This window comes from Qipengyuania mesophila (genome assembly GCF_019711655.1).
In the GTDB taxonomy this organism is placed as follows: Bacteria; Pseudomonadota; Alphaproteobacteria; order Sphingomonadales; family Sphingomonadaceae; genus Qipengyuania; species Qipengyuania mesophila.
The window spans coordinates 90,404-109,660 of the sequence record NZ_JAIGNU010000001.1 but is presented as its reverse complement, the minus strand read 5'-3'; the positions used below and the strand labels follow the sequence as shown (position 1 = coordinate 109,660).

The following is a 19,257-nucleotide window of genomic DNA, read 5'->3' as shown; positions in this document are numbered from 1 at the left end:
GTGCGACTCGCAAGCTACGATGAATTCGTAAGGGACTCTGATTGGACTAACGAGAAACCGACTGAAGAGCGTTTTCGAATTGCGAGATATGGCTTGGCAGCAGAGATAGGTGCCCTAGCTTCAGCACTTAAGAAAAAAGTTCTACATCACGAAGCTGAGCATTGGAATATCAGCAACGAAGAGATCATCGAGGAACTTGGCGACAGTCTTTGGTATGTTACTCAACTCGCTTCCATGGAGAATGGAGGTGGCTTAGCTTCAATAATCAAGGCCGATTTCGAGGCCTTGGCTTCGAAGATCGAGTCTAATAAAAATTTTCAAAATGCTATCGATGATGGTGATTTTGAGGATTTCTGCAAAAATTCTGCAGAATTGATAAAAGAAGGCAAGGGCGCTTCCTTAGATGCCTATCAGTCGGTTGCATTCCTAACGGCACGGACGCAGGGGCAGGAGCTCTTAGATGTTTGCCTAACGCGCTTAATGCTCCTTTCAACTGCGATTATGGGGCAGCAGTTTCCTACGGCTGAAGCCGGATTGAGAGATGATATCCCGCCATTCGTTCAAGATCGTACACTTGGTGCAATATTATGGCATTTAAGCGCTATCGCTTCTCTTTATGACCTATCCCTTTGCAAAGTCGCCGAAGCGAATGAATTAAAAATTACGGAAATTTCCAATCGAACGGATTCACAGCCGACTGCTTTGTATGACCGTATCGAGGGAATTCCAGAAGAACAACAATTTCCGCTTAAGTTCGAGATCTCTTACGTCTCGACCAAGCGCGACCGATTGCAGATGTTCTATCGAGGACGTCCTCTAGGAGACGAGCTCGACGACAATGCAAGAACCGATGATGGGTATAGGTTTCACGACGCACTGCATCTGGCTAACATTGCGGTACTAGGTTGGTCCCCGGTGATGCGATCATTGATGGGATTAAAGCGGAAATATAATCCTATCATTGATCGAACAGAGGATGGCGCAAGAGCGCGAATAGTAGAAGAAGCAATCGTTAAGGCTGTCCACTCGTACGCCATACTGATTGGTGAGTATGAGGGATTGAGTACCGACGAAGCACGCCGTCGTTTGTTCACCGATGCTGGACAGATACCCTATCACTTCCTAAAACTTGTCAGGACCTTTGCCAAAGATCTCGAAGTTGAAAAAAGCAGAGATTGGGAGTGGCGAAAAGCGATAGTAGCGGGGCATCGCCTCTATGCCCAGTTGCACGAAGAGAAGCAGGGCACTGTATCGATTGACCTTGAGAAACGCCAAGTGACATATTCGCCGATGGTCATCGCTGATGTCCATGGCCCCGTAGTCGACACTGCAATCGAAATTTTTCGACCGAAATCGCTTCTTTCACGAGATATTACAGACGCCGAGAGGGCGCAGGTAGAAGCAGCTGCAATACTCCGTATTCTGAGGGTTGAGGCGAGTTTCGAGAATCTATCTAAAATAAAGGTCGCCCACTCAAGAAGTAAGCAAATAAGCGTAAAAGCCCACGGCGATGTGCAAGAGGCGATTTGGGAACGTTCTATTGTTGGCTTCCGGACGCAATGGACCAAAACTGGAAGGCGCTGGATTTGCTTAGCGATGGCTATCGGAGTTCCTTCTTAAATGCTTAGCTCAAGTTGGGCTTGAGTATCACCGCAATGGGAAGAAGAGTATGACAGCTCAATCTTGTCGTTTATCTTCCATTTCGGAGGGAAGAACGGCGCGGGCATTGCCGAGCGGCGCGAACTTGAAAAACTCTGCTTTATGCGCTTTCGGCCACTTATGCCTTGTAGGCTCGGATGAGCGACGCGGCAGTATTTAGAAATTTCGCAAAATATATTCTGGCAGTCGATTGCACGTAATTTGCGGCCGAAAAGCCCTTCAAAATCTATGCCAAGCCTCTCGAATTCCCGGTCCTGCCTTTCAACCATCCAGTGGATGATATCCTCTGCATCGTTGGGCGCAGCGTCAGGAAATACCTTGCGTATTCCGTCATGAGCTCCAGGTCCGGCAACCACAAATTCATTTTCTTCAAAATCTGTAAGCTGAGAGTAATTTATATCGATTGCGTATTGGAATGCCAAAAATGGCCCAAGCCCTTTGTAGTTAAGGAGCGTGTGATAGAGACTCTGAAGGGAATTCGCTGAAGTTACGTGTTGCGTTAGCCGTTCTTCCATCATCGACTTCAATAAACGTAGATGATTGGTATGCTTTCGCTTTGCACCGAACGCTGGTGACGGCATTATGTATGCTGCAGAGTAAATCGTTCTGCCAGAGCTTATGGCGGCTTCGAGCAGATCGTTTGCCAGGCCGAAGTTAAAATCTATCCAGCGGATTTGTCCAAATTCTCTCTCGAGGGATTTCCAAGTATCGATATTGTTGAAAATCTTGAACAGTAGTGTGCGGAACAAAATGTCTTCGTCGCTTAAATCATTAGAGCGATCATATTGGATGTGACGAATGAGAAATTGGCTTACTCGATCGGCGGCGCGAAATGTGTTGGTGAATCTGAATTTTGCAATGATTGGATCGTCGGTCCATGGACCGGGCTGACCCTGCGCCCGACTCAGGTATGCTTCATGCCGCTTCGCCGCGAATTTCCAGTAGTCGTCAAACGCTGGGCTGCGAGACAGGTGATCCATAGCGCTTGGACCTATCGAAACCTGAACGATTCGTCTCGAATCATGGGCTGATCAGTGGTGGATATCCGCCCAATCTGTTGGCAATCCTACAATGCCTCTCGGATTGCTCACATCAAGCCACTCGAGCAATGCGTCTTTTTTTTTTGGCGATAATATACTTTGCAAACACACCCGTTGGTGCTATAAAGGGTTCACCAACGGAGAAGTAGAAATGTCTGTCCTTTCAAAGCCCTATTTCCACAACGAGGAAGCGGCCTTCGCTTACCTTGAAAGTGTGATTTGGACGGACGGAGCCGTTTGCCCTCACTGTGGTGGCGTAGATCGCATCACGAAGGTGAAGGCGAACCCCGAGAAGCGTATTCGTGTCGGCCTCTGGCGCTGTGGCGACTGCAAGAAGCAGTTCACCGTCAAGGTCGGCACGGTTTTCGAACACGCCCGCATTCCGATGCACAAGATGCTTCAGGCGGTCTATCTGGTAACGAGCAGCAAGAAGGGTATCAGTGCTCACCAGCTGCACCGCACGCTGGAAATCACCTACAAGTCGGCATGGTTTCTCCTGCACCGCATTCGCGAGGCAATGCGCGACGGTGGCGAGCTTCCCCCGATGGGCGGCAACGGCGGTATCGTGGAAGTGGACGAGACTTTCATCGGCAAGAAGAAGGGCATGAAGAAGCGCCGTGCCTTCCACCACAAGATGAAGGTTCTGGCCCTAGTGGACCGCGACACCCGCAAGGCCCGCACGATGGTGATTGACGATGTGAAGGCCGAAACCCTCATGCCGCTGGTGATCGCCAACGTTGAGCGCGAAGCACGCATTATGACGGACGAACACAGCGGCTACCGCGACGTGAAGCACTATTTCGCCGGTCACGGCACCACCAGCCACGGCAAGGGCGAATACGTGAACCTTGAGGACCGCACGGTCCACAGCAATACGGTTGAGGGTTATTTCTCGATCTTCAAGCGCGGCATGAAGGGCGTTTACCAGCATTGCGGCGAAGATCACCTTCATCGGTATCTGGCCGAATTCGAGTTCCGGTATAACAACCGCGTTGCACTCGGCTTCAACGACGTTGACCGCGCTGGGAATGCTCTTCGCGGTATCGTCGGCAAGCGCCTTACGTATGGGGGGCCTATTGCGGCGTAACGAGTCAAAATCGAGTCAGGCTGAGTCCGTTCAGCTTGAGTTCGATTGGGATGATGTTAGTTTGATCTCGCAGGACTGAACCGTTCTTTAGCGGGCGGTGTAGGCCCTGCTTACTTAGGGCGGCCCCTCGGGGTCGCCCTTACCGTATCACCCCCATAGGGTCTGATAGACTGGCCTCTCGCGCGGCTACATCGGTTAAAATATCGAAGCACTCGTGGTATCCGTAGGCGTTCTTCGAAGCGAGGGGCTGCTCTTTCCGTAATAACGAGTAGGCGACGAAGTCTGCCATTTGAACGAAGTATGAGCGCTCAGAGTCTTTGAACACGGGGTCCTCAAGTATGCGATCCAATTTGAGGTTGCGCAGTTCGGTTACTCCAGGAGCAACGTAGACGGGGACGGGATTGAACGCGCCCATGCGCCTCAGAAGCCGCGTAATCTCGGCCTCTTTGCCCTCGTCGAACATGAGAACTGCGTGGCTATCCCAAGTTTGCATGGTCTTGTTGATGCGAGTGAGAAGTCGCTCCATCGCCCAATCAAGATTGGACGAGCGACACACGTTGAACACCTTCACCCCCTCCATCCCGTTCAGCAATTCAAGGGCTTCACGAAAAATGAGGGACCGGCGGTATTTGCCAACGACTTGAGGACCCAGCCTCCCTCGCCCCGCGCAAAAGCTGGTGGCGTGAAACTCCTTGGTGATAAGAATGCCGTCGCTTTCTTTGAGTTTGCGTCGCCATGCTTTAATCTCGGCAAAGCAAGCGGCCCACCTATTCGCGGGTATCGCCACAGCCGAATATATCTGGCGCGGCTTCTCATAGGAGTCGTCAATATAAACGAGGTGCATATGACAGGATCAACGCAGTCAGACTCCAAGAGTCAATCCGACAAATTCAAAGAGGCCGCTCGCGAGCACGAAGCGGACGAGGACGAAGCGCGCTGGGAAGAGCGGCTTCGCAAGGTGGTGAGGGGTGGTCGCGATGAGTCCGACGAAGCTAAACAGCGTCCTTAGGCTGGCCGCCATCATCGAGAAGCGCGGCGCGAAGCTGTTCCACTACCTCTGCAATACTGGCGACATGAGCGCCGTGCCCTGTCCCAGAGAATTTAGTCGCAGCGATTTCAACCATGCTCTCCGCATAGCGGAAGGCATCTTCGACGACAGGGGCGTTGCGCCCGTCCAGCCCAACGATCCCGCGGCATAGGCCAATTAAGAGATACTGTTGGGCCATGTTCTCGGCGGCTAGCCGCCTAATTTCAGCATCGTAATCCACGCATCCGACTCCACGGTGATTGGTCGGAAACAATGCCGCATGGCCAGCGTGTTTGCAAACTATACAATCACCTTTTTTTTAGGGGAGTGGTGACATCGCCGATTTCGGCGCGGGAACATCGCTCGGAGCTGGTCGGGAATTTTTGGGCCTTCGCCGCCAAAATATGTGAACTGCCGACCCAGGAGCACATTGGTGGTGGTGCCTGTATCGGTCTGAATGTCGGTCGGGCTTTGGACACCATCTTCGTTGCTGTGGAAAGAATCGCGCTGGATGAACTGGCCTGTTACCGGGTCACGGAAGTAGATATTGTCGCCAAATCGAACCATGGTGCTTCCGCTCATATCCGGAATTTTCGCCGCATAAGCTGGGTCAGCGTCGTAATCCTCGAACTGGATAATGTTCTCGATCAACATCCAGTAGACAAGATTATTTGGGCGGCCCGCCCTGACACTACCTCGTCCTACGACCAAGTCTCCTTCTTCAGCATGCTTGCGAAGCTGAGGGGCGCAACACGCAAGAGAGCAAATTCCATGAAAGGGATTGGGCGCAAATCCGAGGTCATGCTCGACGCAGTATGTATGAACTTGCATCAGCAGCAGTGCCGATCAGTTTTTGGTGCTGGTAGCCTTCCGCCCCCAGGGCCGTCATTCCGACCATTCTTATTGCATATGACGTCGTGTAGCGCCTCTGAATCAAACTTGATGAGGGCTATTCGAATCTTCCGCAGAATGTCAGGCAGGGCTAGGTGTGGCCCCTCAAGAGGCCATACCACGATGATTTTCGCTCCCTTAGCAAGAGCGCTCATCATGGCTGTTTCCAGCCCCTCATCTTCAGCGATCTCTTGGTTGTTGACTACGATCAGGAAGTGCTCGTTTTCACCGAGTTCACAATCGATCGTTGCAAGAAGCTCTGCAAGCCCGCCCACTTCCCTGGCATTGTAGATGCCAATTTGTTCCATGAGAATTCCCCGTTTGTACCGCACGCAATATCTGGGAATTGGAAAAGATCTTTCAAGCAATTCTTTTCTTGAGATAGTCCAGAGCCTTGGCTTGTGTCTAGTCCCACCCACCATCCCTGAGCGATCGTAGGCGCGGTACGCCGGGCGCGGGCGCCTGATCCTCGCTCGGCGCGTCGCCATCGCCCTCCGCCGCCTCGTCCACCTCCTCGCCCTCCCACACGATCCCGAAATCGTACTCGCGCCCCGGCAGCGCGCGCTCGCCGCGATAGAGTTCGTGGTCGGGATCGCGCGTGGGGTCGTAGCGCTCGGCGCGGTCGGCGGCGATGGCCTCTTCGAGCGCCTCGCGCGCGGCGCGCACGCGGGGGCTTTCGAGGCCGGCCTCCTTGGCGCGGACCATGTCGATCTTGGCGTTGATCGAGGCCATGGTCTCGCATTCGCGCTTCATCTGCTCGGCGCCCCATTCGCGCTCCCACTGCTTGCGCCATTTCCTGCGCAGCCGCTCGAGCTCCATCTTGCCCACCGCGTCGGGGCCCTTCGCGCCGTGTTCGCCGAAGCGGTCGGCGGCGCGGTTGCGCAGGATGAACATCACCAGCCGCTCGTTGTAGCGACGGCGGGTGGCGACATGCTCGCCGTGGTAGTGGATCGTCTCCTCGGTGCCGTTGAGCGCGCGGTCCATCGCCGCGTCCTCGATCCGCTGGACGCCGAGGTCGAGCGCGGCCTCCCACGCCGCGCGGAAGCTGTCGGCGCCCGGCTGGCGGCGCAGGTGATAGGCGCCGACCGTGCTCATATTGACCGTGCGGCAGGCGGATTCGACGCTGCCGCTGTCGGCCAGCGCCTCGATGAAGCGGCGCTGGCGGGTGGCGGTCCAGCCGTCGTGGCGCGCGCATTTGCGCGGCACGGGGTCGAAGGGGGGCAGCTCGCCCCGGGGGACGGGCAGGCGGGTCTCGTGCGGGTCGGCCTTGCGGGTCATTTTTTGTGTTCCGCACCTGGTTGTCCCGGCTTCGCCGGTTCAGCTGCGCTTCCCGCAGGTGCGAATTCCTCGCTCATACGCCCTGCGGGCGGGTGGCCTTCGGCCATCTTCGCTGTCGCTTCGATTCCGCTGCGGGCGGCCGTGCAGGTGGCCTCTGGCCAGCTGCGGCTTTCGCCTTGCTTCCGCGCTTGCCTCGCTTCGCTCGGTTGATCCTCTTCCATCGGACAGCTTGGATCAGAAAATGACCGAGTAGGAAAGCACCGCTTCTAACCAATTCTTAACCCCGCAGGGATAGCGGGGGAATGGGGTTTTGCGTCGTGGATCGGGGCGAGGCCCCGCTGGTATCGAGATTGGGGACCGATGGCATTTTTCCGACGTCTGCTTGCGAGCCTTTCGCGCGACAACAGGGGCAACGTGCTGGCGATCGTCGGCGCGGCGCTGGTGCCGCTCACCATCATGATCGGCAGCGGGATCGACCTCAGCCGCGCCTATATGGCCAAGAGCAAGATGCAGAGCGCCTGCGACTCCGCCTCGCTGGCCGCGCGCCGCGTGCTCCTCAACGACACGCTGACCACCAGCGTCGAGACCACCGGCAAGGAATTCTTCGGCTTCAACTTCCCGCAGGGACTCTATGGCACCGCGGCCTTCACCCCGACGGTGACCAAGCCTTCGGCGGGCGTGATCCGCGTGGCCGCCAACACGACCATCCCGACGGTGGTGATGAAGCTGTTCGGCTTTGGTTCGCTGCCCGTGGCGGTGACCTGCGACGCCTCGCTCAATTTCGTCAACACCGACATCGTGCTGGTGCTCGACGTCACCGGCTCGATGGCCAACGATCTCAACGGCACGCCCAAGATCGAGGCGCTGCAGGATGCGGTGCTGGCGCTCTACGACGAGCTCGCCCCCGTCCAGACGCAGCTGGAATCGCAGGGGCTGCGGCTGCGTTACGGCATCGTGCCCTATTCGAGCACGGTCAATGTCGGGCGGCTGCTCTATGCGAAGGATCCGAGCTACATCCGCTCGAGCGTGACCATCCCCTCGCGCGTCGCCAATTTCAACGCGGATGTCTATACGCCGCAGACGCCGACCTCGAGCGGGTCGTGGGAATATGCCAGCGGCAGCTACACGAGCTCCGCCTGCCAGAGCTGGGTCGAATCATCGAGCACGACCGGCGGCGGGCCGGCGCCGACGGCGACCACGGTGACGCGCTACCAGGGCACCTCGTCGAGCAGCGGCTACAGCCAGTCGAACGATTGGGGCTATTCGGGCGCATCGGACACCTCGGGCACCTATCGCAGCTGCCGCCGGTGGAAGGTGGTCGAGACCACGACCTATGCCACGGGCAGCCAGAAGGCCTTCAGCAGCTGGACCTACCAGCAGACCACCTACGACCTGTCGAACTACATCACGCCCACGGGCACGATGACCTATGCGACCAGCGGCGCCGGCACCGTTCCTGCACCCGGCGGAACCTACAACCTCCGGCAGCTCGCCGCGAGCGGGACCGGGACGAGCACCTCCACCGCGACCTGGAACGGCTGCATCGAGGAGCGTGACACCACCACCTCGATCGACGGCGGGACCAGCCTGACGATCCCCTCGGGTGCCAAGGATCTCGACATCAATTTGATCCCGAGCAGCGATGCGACGCGCTGGCGGCCGATGGTGCCCGATCTCATCTACACCCGCTCCGGCGGCACGACCTCGCAGACCAGCACCAACTCGACCACCACCAGCGGCTGGATCCTGAACTACGGCTACAGCCAGGGTTACTGGGCCTGCCCGACCGAAGCGCGTCGACTGGCGGTGTGGGATCGCACCTCGCTCGACACCTATCTCACCGGACTCCAGACCGTGGGCGGCACCTATCACGACATCGGCATGATCTGGGGCGCCCGGATGGTCTCGACCGGCGGGGCCTTCGGCGATGCCTGCACCTATTACAACTCGATGCCCTGCAACCGCCACGTGATCTTCATGACCGACGGCCAGCAGACCGCCTACTGCAACGTCTACACCGCCTATGGCGTCGAGCAGAACGACATGCGCGTGACGGGCTCGGGCAGCTGTACCGACCAGCTGATCCGGCACGAGCAGCGTTTCCGCATGGCCTGCAACGCGGCCAAGAACCTCGGCGCCTCGGTCTGGGTGATCGGCTTCGACACCGCGCTCAACAGCAATCTCAGCGGCTGCGCGAGCAGCTCGGAGCAGGCCGATACGGCCAGCAACCGTACCGCGCTGATCGCCAAGTTCCAGCAGATCGGCAACAAGATCGGCGCGCTGAGGCTGACGCAATGACCCGGTTCGCGCGAAATCTGCGGCGCGACGAGCGCGGGGCGGCGATCGTCGAATTCGCACTCGTGCTGGTGCCGATGCTGCTGTTCATCCTCGGCGGCTTCGACCTCGGCTACCAGGCCTATCTGCGCTCGGTGGTACAGGGCGCGCTCAACGACGTGTCGCGCACGGGCTCGCTCGAAGGGCCGCAGCTCAACTGCACCGGGGCCACGGTGGAGCTCCAGATCGAATGCGCCATCAAGGCGCGGTCCGACCTCGTCGCGCGCAACGCGACCTACACGATCACGACCAAGAACTTCTATGACTTCTCCACCGTCGGACGCAGCGAGAAGCTGGTGACCGACTACAATTCGAACGGCCAGTACGACACGGGCGACTGCTTCGTCGACCTGAACGGAAACGGCTCCTTCGACACCAGTGCGGGACGCACCGGCGTGGGCGGCGCGGACGATGTCGTGTTCTACACGGTCAAGCTGATCATGCCGCGGCTGTTCCCGATCCACAAATTCATCACCGCGACGCCCAATTACGAAATCAACGCCACCGCTGCGGTGCGCAACCAGCCCTATACCACGCAGCAGACGCCCTCGACGGTATGCGTATGATCCCGAGCCCAGCCACGGATGTCCGGGGCCTGCTGAGCCGGTTGCGCCGCTCGCAGCGCGGCATCGCGCTGACCGAATTCGCCTTCGCGCTGCCGATCTTCGTCACCCTGCTGTTCGGGGGGCTCGAGGTCATCAATCTGGTGATGGCGCATATGCGCGTCAGCCAGATCGCCATTTCGGTGGCCGACAATGCCGGGCGCGTGCGGCAGAGCATCGACGAATCCGACATCTACGAGATTTTCGCGGGCGCCGACCTCGTCGCAGGCTCCACCGATTTCGCGCAGAATGGCAAGATCGTCCTGTCATCGCTCCAGCCCAACACCATGCCGCCGCAAAGCGGCAAGAGCGGTCAGATGATCGGCTGGCAGCGGTGCCACGGTTCGCTCGCGGTCGAGCCTGCGTACGGGAAAGAGACCAAGGGCAACAGCGACTATTCGCTGATCGACGGGATGGGCCCGACTGGCAACAAGATCAGGGCCGCCGACGGGACCGCGGTGATGTTCGTCGAGGTGTCCTATCGCTACACGCCGCAGATCCTGCCGAGCATCGTCACCGGCGGCCTGGATCTGCGCTACGAGAGCGCGTTCAACGTGCGCGAGCGGAGCAACCAGTCGATTTCCAACGCGCAGAACCTCACCGTCAATTCCTGCTAGGCGAAGGGGCGCTTCGGGCGCCGGAGGTATCGAAGCATGAACATGAAAACCGCGCTGGCCATCGTTGCCACCGTCCTGCTGCTCGTGGCGCTCACGATGGGCGAGGGCGGCACGGTGTCGCAGCTGGCGCAGCGTCCCGTGCGGGCCGATGCCGCGCCGGCGGCGCAGGGCGAAGCTGCGCCGGCCCCTGCTCCGCGGAGCACGAACACGCAGGCAAGCGCCGACTGGTTCGCCCCCGCACCGGCGGCACCGCGGCCCGCGATTCCGGTCTACGAGTACAAGGAAGTGCGCATCCCCGTGCCGCAGGCGGTGGTCGATCCCAAGGTCGCGGCCGCCAGCGAGATCCAGTAGCGCGACGCGTCGGGAGACCGATGCAAAATCCAGGGGGTGGCCGCCGGGAGGTGGGATCGCCCGTGCGATGCGGCTTGAACTTCGGCCAGCGCGTCATAGGATCGCAGCCGGGGAGGGCCCGCCATGTTCCACCGCTTGCGCAGATTGCGCGATGCACCCGCGATCGTCGCCGGGCTGGTCGCGCTCGCGCTGGTGGTCCTGCTACAGCTTGCCCAGCCAGGATCGCTCGGGCGCGTCGGGCTGGCGGTGTTCGACGCCTATCAGCGCGCCGCGCCGCGCCAGGTCGATGAAGACGCCCGCGTGGCGGTAGTCGATATCGACGAAGCCTCGATCGAGCGTCTCGGCCAATGGCCCTGGCCGCGCACCGAACTGGCCGCACTGACCGACCGACTGGCCGCGGCGGGTGCGGCGGCGGTGGTGTTCGATATCGTGCTCTCCGAACCCGACCGCACCTCGCCTGCCGAAGTGGCCGCGCTCCAGCGGCGACTGGGGACCGAGGCGGCGCTCACCGAAGCCTTCGCGCAGCTCCCGAGCCACGACGCCTTGCTGGCGCGCAGCTTCGCTCGCGCGCCCGTGGTCGCGGCCTATTTCCTCGATCGCGGGGGCCATGGTGTGGCCATCGAACCCAAGGCCTCCTTCACCCTCCACGGGACGCTGCCCTCGCGCGAGGTGCGACATTACGACGGCGCGATCCAGCCGCTGCCCGCGCTCGAGGCGGCGGCACGGGGCAGCGGCTTCGTCAGCCTCGAAAGCGATGCCGACGGGATCGTGCGCCGCGCGCCGCTGGTGGCGATCCATCGCGGCGTGCTCGTGCCTTCGCTCAGCCTGGAGGCCTTGCGCGTGGCCGAGGGCGCGGGATCGCCCGATCTGCTCGCCAGCGACGGCAGCGGCGAGACGCTGGGCGCAGGTGGAGCGGCGGTCGCGGTGCGGCTGGCAGGGCGCGCGATCCCGGTCAACGGGGCGGGCGAGATGTGGGTCCATTTCCCTTCCGCCGAGCGCATGGTCCTGCCCGCCTGGCAGGTAATCGACGGGGCGCTCGACGATGCCGCGCTGGCGCGCGCGGTGCGCGGCAAGATCGTCTTCATCGGCGGCAGCGCGGCGGGGCTGCAGGATCTCGTCTCGACCCCGCTGGCGGAACGCGTCGGCGGCGTCACCGTCCATGCCGCAGCGACCGAGCAGATGCTGGCGGGCGATTTCCTCGAACGGCCCGACTGGGCATTCGGGCTCGAACTGGTGCTGGTGCTGCTGCTCGGCGGCGGGCTCGTGCTGTTGCTGCCCCGGCTCGGCGCCGCGTTCGGGGCACTCGCGGTGCTTGGAGGCATCGCGCTGGTCGGCGGGGGCAGCTGGCTGGCCTTCACTCGCGCGAACTACCTGCTCGATCCGACCTGGCCGGTGCTCGCGCTGCTCGCGGTCTATGCGGTGCAGACGGTCGCCGTCTTCTACCGCGAGGAGCGTCGGCGCGCCTATATCCACTCGGCCTTCGACCGCTATCTCTCGCCCGAAATGGTGCGCCGCATCGCCGAGGATCCCGACCAGCTCGAACTGGGCGGCGAGGAGCGCGAGATGAGCGTGCTGATGTGCGACATTCGCGGCTTCAGCCGCATGTCGGAGCGTTACAGCCCGCGCGAGGTGATCGATTTCCTGATCGAGTTCCTGACCCCGATGAGCGACATATTGCTCGCCCGCCAGGCGACGCTCGACAAATATATCGGCGACGCGATCCTCGCCTTCTGGAACGCGCCACTCGACGATCCCGACCACCCGCGCAATGCCGCGCGCGCCGCACTGGAGATGGTCGCTGCGACCGCCGAGCTCAACCGGACCATGCCCGGGCGCAAGGGCGTCGTCTGGCCGGGTGAGGTGAGCATCGGCATCGGGATCAATGCGGGGCTGTGCTGCGTCGGCAATATGGGCTCGCGCCAGCGGCTGTCCTATTCGCTGATCGGCGATACGGTGAACATGGCCTCGCGGCTCGAGGGGCTGACCAAGCAGTATCATGTGCCGATCGTGGTCGGCAGCGCGCTGGCGGCCGAGCTGCCCGGTTTCGCGCTGGTGGAGCTCGACCGGGTGCGCGTGGTGGGCCGCGATGCGCCCGAGACGATTTTCGCGCTGCTCGGCGACGAGGGTCTGGCGGACGAGAGCGGTTTCGTGCGGCTCGCCGAGACGCATTCCGCGCTGCTGAAGGCTTATCGTGCGCAGGAGTGGGATCGGGCGGAGGCGCTGCTCGACGACGGGGAGGGGGCCTATGCGGCACTCGGCGTAGCCGGGCTGGCCGCGCTCATGCGCGAGCGGATCGCCAGCCTGCGCGGCGACCCGCCGGGAGAGGGCTGGGACGGAGTCTACCAGGCGGTGAGCAAGTAGCCCGAGCGGCTCAGGGCTGGTCCTGGCGATCGTTCGGCTTGCGGGTCTGCGGTTCGGCCTGGCTGTCGGTCCTGTCGCGTCCGCCGCTCAGCAAGGAGCCCACCGCGATCGCGCCGGCGAGCGGCAGCAGCGCGCGCAGCAACCCGCCGCCACCGCCTCCCTGCGCGGCGCGGGCGACTTCGGGCTGAAGCTGGTCCTGCAGCTCGGCGAGGCCCGGATTGGAGAGGAAGAACGGCCCGATCGGGGGCGCGCCGTTACGCGGGATGTAGGCCGCGAGGCCGGGCTGGTCGAGCACCACGGTCTTTCCCGCGGCGCTGACCTCGGCCCGCCCCGGCATGAGCCCGCCGGCAGTGGCTGCGCCGGGGCCGCGCAGGACGACGAGGGTCGCCTCGTCCTCGTCGCTGTCGACATTGCCGACGAAGTCCTCGTCTTCGGCGATCGCCTCCGCCTCCTCGCCGACCAGCAGGTCGAGCGCGGTGCCGCGAATGCCGATGCGGCCCGAGGGGGTCTGGATCTCGCCGCTGTTCTCGCCTTCCTCGCGGCCCGAGAAGAAGCGCAGTGCGCCCTTGACCATGGTCGCGAAGAAGCTGCGCCCGGCCTCGGGATCGTAGACGAAGCGGTCGATCCGCACGCGCGAGGAGGCGCCGATACCGAAGCTCGAGCGGTCGAGCAGGAGGATCTGCAATTGCGATTTTCGGGCCGTGTCGATCAGATCGCCCCAGGCCAGACGCTGCTTGCGCGCGATTTTCTTCGGCTTGCGGATCTGGGCATTGCTCATCCGCACATCGCCGACGACGGTGGCGGCATTGCCCACCTCGACCCGCTGCTGCGCGGCGAGCGGGCTGGCGAGCAGGCTGGTGGCGAGCAGCGCGGCGACGAGGGGGGAGGGCTGGCGCATCATGGCACCTCTCCACCGGCTTCGCAGGCGGCGCGGGCATCGGCGAGCGTCTGGCTGCCGAATTCCCGCTCCTTGAGCTTGCCGATCTCGACCTGCCCGCCGCGCTGGTCGTCGACGCGACACAAATAGAGCGCGTGAAGCAGGCGGCCCTCGGGCGATTTGGGATGGACCGCGAGCATGCGCTCGAGCGTCGCCAGCGCCTCGAGATAGGCGCCGTCCGCGGCCAGGTCCTGCGCCGCCGCGATCGCGCCGCCTTCGTCCTGCGCGGCATCGGACAGGGCGTCGAGCTCGGCCAGCGTTTCGGCATGCAGCGCGCCTGTTGGCAGCAAGAACGCTGCCATCACCGCTGCTCGTGCCCAAAGCTTCAGTGCCATAACGCAATCCTCCCCGGAAACGCGCGATGCGACCGGGGAGGATCATAGGGCAGTTGCGTCGAATTCTCCAGCCGCACAGGCGGCGGAGGGGTCAGGGGCGTGTCTGGCCGTCGCCGTGGACGAGGTATTTGAAGCTGCACAGCTGCTCGAGCCCCACGGGCCCGCGTGCATGCATCTTGCCGGTCGCGATACCGATTTCGGCGCCCATTCCGAATTCGCCGCCGTCGGCGAACTGGGTGGAGGCGTTGTGCATGACGATGGCGCTGTCGATCGAAGTCATGAACTTGCGGGCTGCGTCGTCGTCCTCGGTGATGATTGCGTCAGTGTGGTGGCTCGAATGTTCTTCGACCCAGGCGATGCCTTCATCGAGCCCGTCGACCACCTTCACGCTGGCGATGGGATCGAGATATTCGGTGCTCCAGTCGTCCTCGCTGGCAGGCTTGAGCCGGTCGTCGATGGCGACCGCTTCGGCATCGCCGCGCAATTCGCAGTCGCTGCCCATCGTGTCGGCGAACCGCGGGATGAAGGCCCCGGCCACCGCGCGGTCGACCACCACGCTCTCGGTCGCCCCGCAGACGCCGGTGCGGCGCAGCTTGGCGTTGCGGATCACCCGGACCGCCTTGTCGATGTCGGCGGCCTCGTGGACATAGCTGTGGCAGTTGCCGTCGAGATGGAGGAGGGTGGGGACGCTCGCCTGGTCGCGCACCAGCTCGACGAGGCCGCGCCCGCCGCGCGGGATCACGAGATCGACGAATTCATCGGCCTTGAGCAATGCGGCGACGGCGTTGCGGTCGGTGGTGCCGACGGTCTGGACGGCGTCCTCGGGCAGGCCTGCGGCCTTGAGCCCGGCGCGCATGCATTCGACGATCACGCGGGTCGAATGGCGGCTTTCGCTGCCGCCGCGCAGGATCACCGCATTGCCCGACTTGAGGCACAATGCGCTGGCGTCGGCGCCGACATTGGGGCGCGATTCGTAGATCATCCCGATCACGCCGATGGGCACGGCGACGCGTTCGATGCTGAGACCGTTGGGGCGCTCAAAACGGGCGAGCTGGCGACCGACCGGGTCGGGCAGCTCGGCGATTTCCTCGAGCGCGCCGGCCATCGCCTCGACGCGGTCCTCGGTCAGGCGCAGGCGGTCGATGAAGCTTTCGGGCTTCTTGCCCGCGACGCTCTCGACGTCGCTTGCATTGGCTTCGAGCAGTTCGCCCGTGCGGCTGCGCAGCGCCTTGGCGGCTTCGCGCAGCGCGGTGTTCTTCGCCTCGGTGCTGGCCGACAGCAGCCCGCGCGCTGCCTTGCGGGCGCGCTGGCCGAGGTCGTGGATATGGATCTGCGGGTCGAGTGTCTGGTCGTTCATGTGCTCTCTCGTCTTGGTTCGTCGGGGGCGGGAGGCGCGGTGGTCAGCGCAGCTCGACCGCCCGTTCATATGCTGCCTGCAGCGTATCATGCAGGCGGGTGGTTAGGCCACCGTCGCCGTTGAGCGCGGCGAGGCCGGCGGCGGTGGTGCCGCCCTTGCTGGTGACCGAATTGCGAAGCTCCTCGAGGCTCGGCGCGCCGGGCTCGCCGGCCATGGCCACCGCGCCGCCGATGGTCCCGAGCACCATCTTGCGTGCCTCGTCCTCGTCGAAGCCCTGCGCCATCGCGGCTTCGGCATAGGCGCGGGCGATCTCGAAGACGTAGCCCGGACCCGAGCCGGCGACCGCAGTCACGCGGTCGAGCTTTTCCTCGCTGTCGACGGTGATCGTCGTTCCTGCGCGGCGCATGAAGTCTTCGGCATGCTCGGTGTGGGCAGCGGTCGCGAGCGGGCCGGGGCAGATGCCGCTGACGCCGCGACCGATGGCGGCGGGCAAATTGGGCATGGTGCGGATGACGGGGGCATTGCCCATCACCTTGGACAGGCGGCTCGCCGAATAGCCCGCGGCGATCGAGAGGACGTAGCCTTCGGGCGCGAGGTGGGCGGCATAGTCGGGCAGGACATCGTCTATCAGCTGCGGTTTGACCGCGGCCACGATGAGGTCGAAATTCCGGTCGGCGATGGCGGCGCGGTCGGTCACCAAGGTCACGCCATCGGGCACATCGCTTCCCGCGGGATCGACCACGGTGATCGCCTCGGGACCCTCGACCCACTGCGAAAGCAAAGCGGAACCCATTTTTCCGCATCCCACAATACAGACAGTTTTGATGATGACTAAAATCCGTTTCCGAGCCGTATGACTCTTTTTAATTCTTCGACTTACTTGCCAATAGAATATCCGCCCTCTGCAATATGCATTATGACTATGGCAGTAGTCATGTTCTTCGCGCTGGTCCGATATTCATAAAAGGTGGTTGTGCGCTGCACAATCACTATCTATATTGCGACTCAGAAATTTCAAGCCTCCGCAACTTTGGGATAGTATGACCAAGAAGCGAAACGTCGTCGTCAAAATCGGTTCGGCCCTCCTTGCGAACCTCGAACTGCTCACGCCGCGCTACGGCTTCCTCCAGCGCCTGCTCGAGGATATCGCCCAGCTGCGGTCGGAAGGCACGAATGTCATTCTGTGCTCCTCCGGCTCGGTGGCCCTGGGCCTGCGCATCATTGGTGAAACGCCCGAGAGCGCCGGGGTTTCCGACAAGCAGGCGGCCGCCGCCTGCGGCATGCCGCTGCTGCTCAACGCCTACAAGCAGGTCGGCCACGAATTCGGCTTCGAGATCGCGCAGGTCCTGCTGACTCTGGGCGATTTCGAGGACCACCGCCGTTTCCTCAACACGCGCAACACGGTGCACCGCCTGCTCGAGGCGGGAGTGATGCCGATCGTCAACGAGAACGACACGATCACCACCGAGGAAATCCGCGTCGGCGACAACGACCGGCTCGCGGCCAAGGTGGCGCAGATGGTCGGGGCCGACGATTTCGTCATCCTGACCGGTGTGGACGGTCTGTACGACCGCAATCCCGACGAACCCGGCGCGCAGTTCATTCCCGAGGTGGAAGACGTCGCGCCCTATATGGAAGCGACCCGCGGCAAGAGCACGCTGGGAACCGGGGGGATGGAGACCAAGCTGCTCGCCGCGAACATGGCGCAGGAAGCCGGCGTGACCACCTGGATCGCGCAGGGCGATGCCGACAGACCCGTGTCGAGCGTGCTTTCGGGTGCGCGTCGCGCGACCAAGATCCTGCCGCATCCCAACCCGCTGTCAGGCTGGGACAGCTGGATCGCCAACCGCCTGCAGATGGCGGGCAGTATCGTGATCTCCGATTCGATCGCTGCGGGACTGGGCCGAGACCGGCCGATCCGGCGCGAGGATATCGTGTCGATGACGGGGGATTTCACCCGCGGCGACGTGCTGCACATATACGACAGCAAGGGCATCGAGCGCGCCCGCGGCCTGAGCGATTTCACGTCGGAGGAATTGCGCGTGCTGACGAACAACCCCGATACCGGGGCCGAAAGGCTGCTCGGTTACCGCACCAAGGGCGAGGTCATCCGCAGCGCGAATCTGGTCATGTTGGAGACGCGCCACCTTCTGTGGGACGCGCCGGAGGAAATTGCCGGGCCGAACTAACGGCCCGGCACTTCCGCGCGGAGATCAGACGTTACCCGAGCTCATGGTGGTCGAGACCTTGTTGAAGGTCGTCGACAGCTGGCCACCGAGCGACTGCAGCGCGGTGATGGCTGCCACAGCGATGAGCGCTGCGATCAGGCCGTATTCGATGGCGGTAGCACCGCGTTCGTCGTTCCAGAATTTCTTCAGATGTTTCATGTCGATCCCCAAGGGTTATGTCTGCCTTACTCGAGCAGGAACATCGCACCGCCACGGTTAAGGCGGAACGCAAGGGTACGGTTAATTTCGATTTAATGGCCGGTTAGTCCGGTGAGGCGGGGGACAGGCGGGCGAACTTCACTTGGCGTTCATGGGGACGCTGGTTATAGGCTGCTTCCCATGACGACCCAGACCCGTTCCAGCACCAAGCTGTTCTTCGGCGCCGCGCTTGCCGGTGCGAGCCTCCTCACCGCCGCATGCGCCGGTCGCGACAACGGGCCCAAGGACACGGCCTATGTCGCGCGCGACGTGGAAACGCTCTATTGGGAGGCCAAGCGCAGGCTCGACAACGGCCAGGCGCAGATGGCCGCGGCCCTGTTCGACGAGGTCGAGCGCCAGCATCCCTATTCGCCCTGGGCCCGCCGCGCGCAGCTGATGAGTTCGTTCAGCTATTACGTCGCCAAGGATTACAACAAGGCGATCCAGTCCGCCCAGCGCTTCCTGCAGATCCACCCGGGCAACAAGGACGCGCCTTACGCCTTCTACCTGATCGCGCTGAGCTATTACGAGCAGATCAGCGATGTCCAGCGCGACCAGAAGATCACCGACCAGGCGCTCACCGCGCTGCAGGAGATTAACCGCCGCTATCCCAATACCGACTACGCGGCCGACGCGCGGCTCAAGATCGACCTCGTCCGCGACCACCTCGCGGGCAAGGAAATGGAAATCGGCCGCCATTACGAGCGCTCGGGCAAGTGGATCGCGGCGCAGATCCGCTTCCAGAACGTGGTCGACAATTACCAGACCACCAGCCACGCGGCCGAAGCGCTCTATCGCCTGACCGAAACGAGCCTAGCGCTCGGCATTCCGGACGAAGCGGTGAAGTATGCGTCCGTGCTCGGGGCCAATTACCCGGGCAGCGAATGGTACGACAAGGCCTATGAGCTGGTGCAGGACCACGCAGCGGGCGTCCATCCCAGCTAATTTCCTCTGG

The 19,257-nt window shown here is 62.2% G+C and carries 20 protein-coding genes; 9 read left to right on the top strand and 11 right to left on the bottom strand.

Features of this window, described 5'->3' with window-relative positions:
* Entirely contained in the window at positions 1-1,620 is a 1,620-nt protein-coding gene (locus K3181_RS00535; RefSeq protein WP_221599818.1) for a hypothetical protein, read from the top strand.
* Here the strand turns inward: K3181_RS00535 and K3181_RS00530 are convergent.
* Positions 1,617-2,639 carry a nucleotide kinase domain-containing protein gene (locus K3181_RS00530; protein ID WP_221599816.1) on the bottom strand — a complete coding sequence of 341 codons (1,023 nt, stop codon included), beginning with the start codon at positions 2,637-2,639 and terminating at the stop codon, positions 1,617-1,619. The genes K3181_RS00535 and K3181_RS00530 overlap by 4 nt on opposite strands.
* A gap of 211 nt (positions 2,640-2,850) precedes the next feature.
* Here K3181_RS00530 and K3181_RS00525 point away from each other — a divergent pair, with 211 nt between their 5' ends.
* Positions 2,851-3,786: an IS1595 family transposase gene (locus K3181_RS00525; protein ID WP_221599814.1), complete on the top strand. Its 936-nt coding sequence runs from the start codon at positions 2,851-2,853 to the stop codon at positions 3,784-3,786.
* A gap of 139 nt (positions 3,787-3,925) precedes the next feature.
* Here the strand turns inward: K3181_RS00525 and K3181_RS00520 are convergent, their stop codons facing one another.
* The 5 genes from K3181_RS00520 to K3181_RS00500 all read right to left on the bottom strand — a co-directional run bounded on the left by K3181_RS00520 (position 3,926) and on the right by K3181_RS00500 (position 6,982).
* The gene (locus tag K3181_RS00520; RefSeq protein WP_221599812.1) at positions 3,926-4,630 is read right to left on the bottom strand and encodes a DUF3800 domain-containing protein; all 705 of its coding nucleotides are present in this window, start codon (positions 4,628-4,630) and stop codon (positions 3,926-3,928) included.
* 148 nt (positions 4,631-4,778) lie between these two features.
* Positions 4,779-5,054 (bottom strand): hypothetical protein, encoded by a 276-nt coding sequence (locus K3181_RS00515; protein WP_221599810.1) that lies wholly within the window; start codon positions 5,052-5,054, stop codon positions 4,779-4,781.
* A gap of 59 nt (positions 5,055-5,113) precedes the next feature.
* Positions 5,114-5,644: an Nmad2 family putative nucleotide modification protein gene (locus tag K3181_RS00510; protein ID WP_221599808.1), complete on the bottom strand. Its 531-nt coding sequence runs from the start codon at positions 5,642-5,644 to the stop codon at positions 5,114-5,116.
* On the bottom strand, positions 5,644-6,036 hold the full coding sequence (locus K3181_RS00505; protein ID WP_221599806.1) for a hypothetical protein: 393 nt from the start codon (positions 6,034-6,036) through the stop codon (positions 5,644-5,646). Before K3181_RS00505 ends, K3181_RS00510 begins: the two co-directional genes overlap by 1 nt.
* A gap of 73 nt (positions 6,037-6,109) precedes the next feature.
* Positions 6,110-6,982, bottom strand: a complete 873-nt coding sequence (locus tag K3181_RS00500) for a hypothetical protein (protein WP_221599804.1) — start codon at positions 6,980-6,982, stop codon at positions 6,110-6,112.
* Positions 6,983-7,342: 360 nt separating this feature from the next.
* Between K3181_RS00500 and K3181_RS00495 the strand changes: the two genes are divergently transcribed.
* The 5 genes from K3181_RS00495 to K3181_RS00475 all read left to right on the top strand — a co-directional run bounded on the left by K3181_RS00495 (position 7,343) and on the right by K3181_RS00475 (position 13,247).
* Entirely contained in the window at positions 7,343-9,280 is a 1,938-nt protein-coding gene (locus tag K3181_RS00495) for a TadE/TadG family type IV pilus assembly protein (protein ID WP_221599802.1), read from the top strand.
* Entirely contained in the window at positions 9,277-9,882 is a 606-nt protein-coding gene (locus tag K3181_RS00490; protein WP_221599800.1) for a TadE/TadG family type IV pilus assembly protein, read from the top strand. The genes K3181_RS00495 and K3181_RS00490 overlap by 4 nt, the downstream gene beginning before the upstream one ends.
* On the top strand, positions 9,879-10,535 hold the full coding sequence (locus tag K3181_RS00485) for a TadE/TadG family type IV pilus assembly protein (RefSeq protein WP_345725429.1): 657 nt from the start codon (positions 9,879-9,881) through the stop codon (positions 10,533-10,535). Before K3181_RS00490 ends, K3181_RS00485 begins: the two co-directional genes overlap by 4 nt.
* 36 nt (positions 10,536-10,571) lie before the next feature.
* On the top strand, positions 10,572-10,886 hold the full coding sequence (locus tag K3181_RS00480) for a hypothetical protein (protein ID WP_221599796.1): 315 nt from the start codon (positions 10,572-10,574) through the stop codon (positions 10,884-10,886).
* A gap of 123 nt (positions 10,887-11,009) precedes the next feature.
* Positions 11,010-13,247 carry a CHASE2 domain-containing protein gene (locus tag K3181_RS00475; RefSeq protein ID WP_221599794.1) on the top strand — a complete coding sequence of 746 codons (2,238 nt, stop codon included), beginning with the start codon at positions 11,010-11,012 and terminating at the stop codon, positions 13,245-13,247.
* A gap of 10 nt (positions 13,248-13,257) precedes the next feature.
* On the opposite strand, the gene K3181_RS00470 is transcribed toward K3181_RS00475, so the two are convergent.
* The 4 genes from K3181_RS00470 to K3181_RS15765 all read right to left on the bottom strand — a co-directional run bounded on the left by K3181_RS00470 (position 13,258) and on the right by K3181_RS15765 (position 16,684).
* Complete coding sequence (locus K3181_RS00470; protein WP_221599792.1) at positions 13,258-14,148, bottom strand: FecR family protein; 891 nt, start codon at positions 14,146-14,148, stop codon at positions 13,258-13,260.
* Positions 14,145-14,519 (bottom strand): hypothetical protein, encoded by a 375-nt coding sequence (locus K3181_RS00465; protein ID WP_221599790.1) that lies wholly within the window; start codon positions 14,517-14,519, stop codon positions 14,145-14,147. The genes K3181_RS00470 and K3181_RS00465 overlap by 4 nt, the downstream gene beginning before the upstream one ends.
* Positions 14,520-14,610: 91 nt before the next feature.
* A complete protein-coding gene (locus K3181_RS00460) occupies positions 14,611-15,876 on the bottom strand; it encodes a glutamate-5-semialdehyde dehydrogenase (protein ID WP_221599788.1) in 1,266 nt (421 codons plus the stop codon).
* A gap of 43 nt (positions 15,877-15,919) precedes the next feature.
* Entirely contained in the window at positions 15,920-16,684 is a 765-nt protein-coding gene (locus K3181_RS15765; protein WP_345725428.1) for a pyrroline-5-carboxylate reductase family protein, read from the bottom strand.
* 232 nt (positions 16,685-16,916) lie between these two features.
* Between K3181_RS15765 and proB the strand changes: the two genes are divergently transcribed.
* On the top strand, positions 16,917-18,065 hold the full coding sequence (gene proB, locus K3181_RS00450; protein WP_221599784.1) for a glutamate 5-kinase: 1,149 nt from the start codon (positions 16,917-16,919) through the stop codon (positions 18,063-18,065).
* A 24-nt stretch (positions 18,066-18,089) separates the two neighbouring features.
* On the opposite strand, the gene K3181_RS00445 is transcribed toward proB, so the two are convergent.
* Positions 18,090-18,263, bottom strand: coding sequence for a Flp family type IVb pilin (locus K3181_RS00445; protein WP_221599782.1), 174 nt, complete (start codon positions 18,261-18,263; stop codon positions 18,090-18,092).
* Between the two features lie 180 nt (positions 18,264-18,443).
* Here K3181_RS00445 and K3181_RS00440 point away from each other — a divergent pair, with 180 nt between their 5' ends.
* The gene (locus tag K3181_RS00440) at positions 18,444-19,247 is read left to right on the top strand and encodes an outer membrane protein assembly factor BamD (RefSeq protein WP_221599780.1); all 804 of its coding nucleotides are present in this window, start codon (positions 18,444-18,446) and stop codon (positions 19,245-19,247) included.
* Positions 19,248-19,257 lie beyond the last annotated feature (10 nt).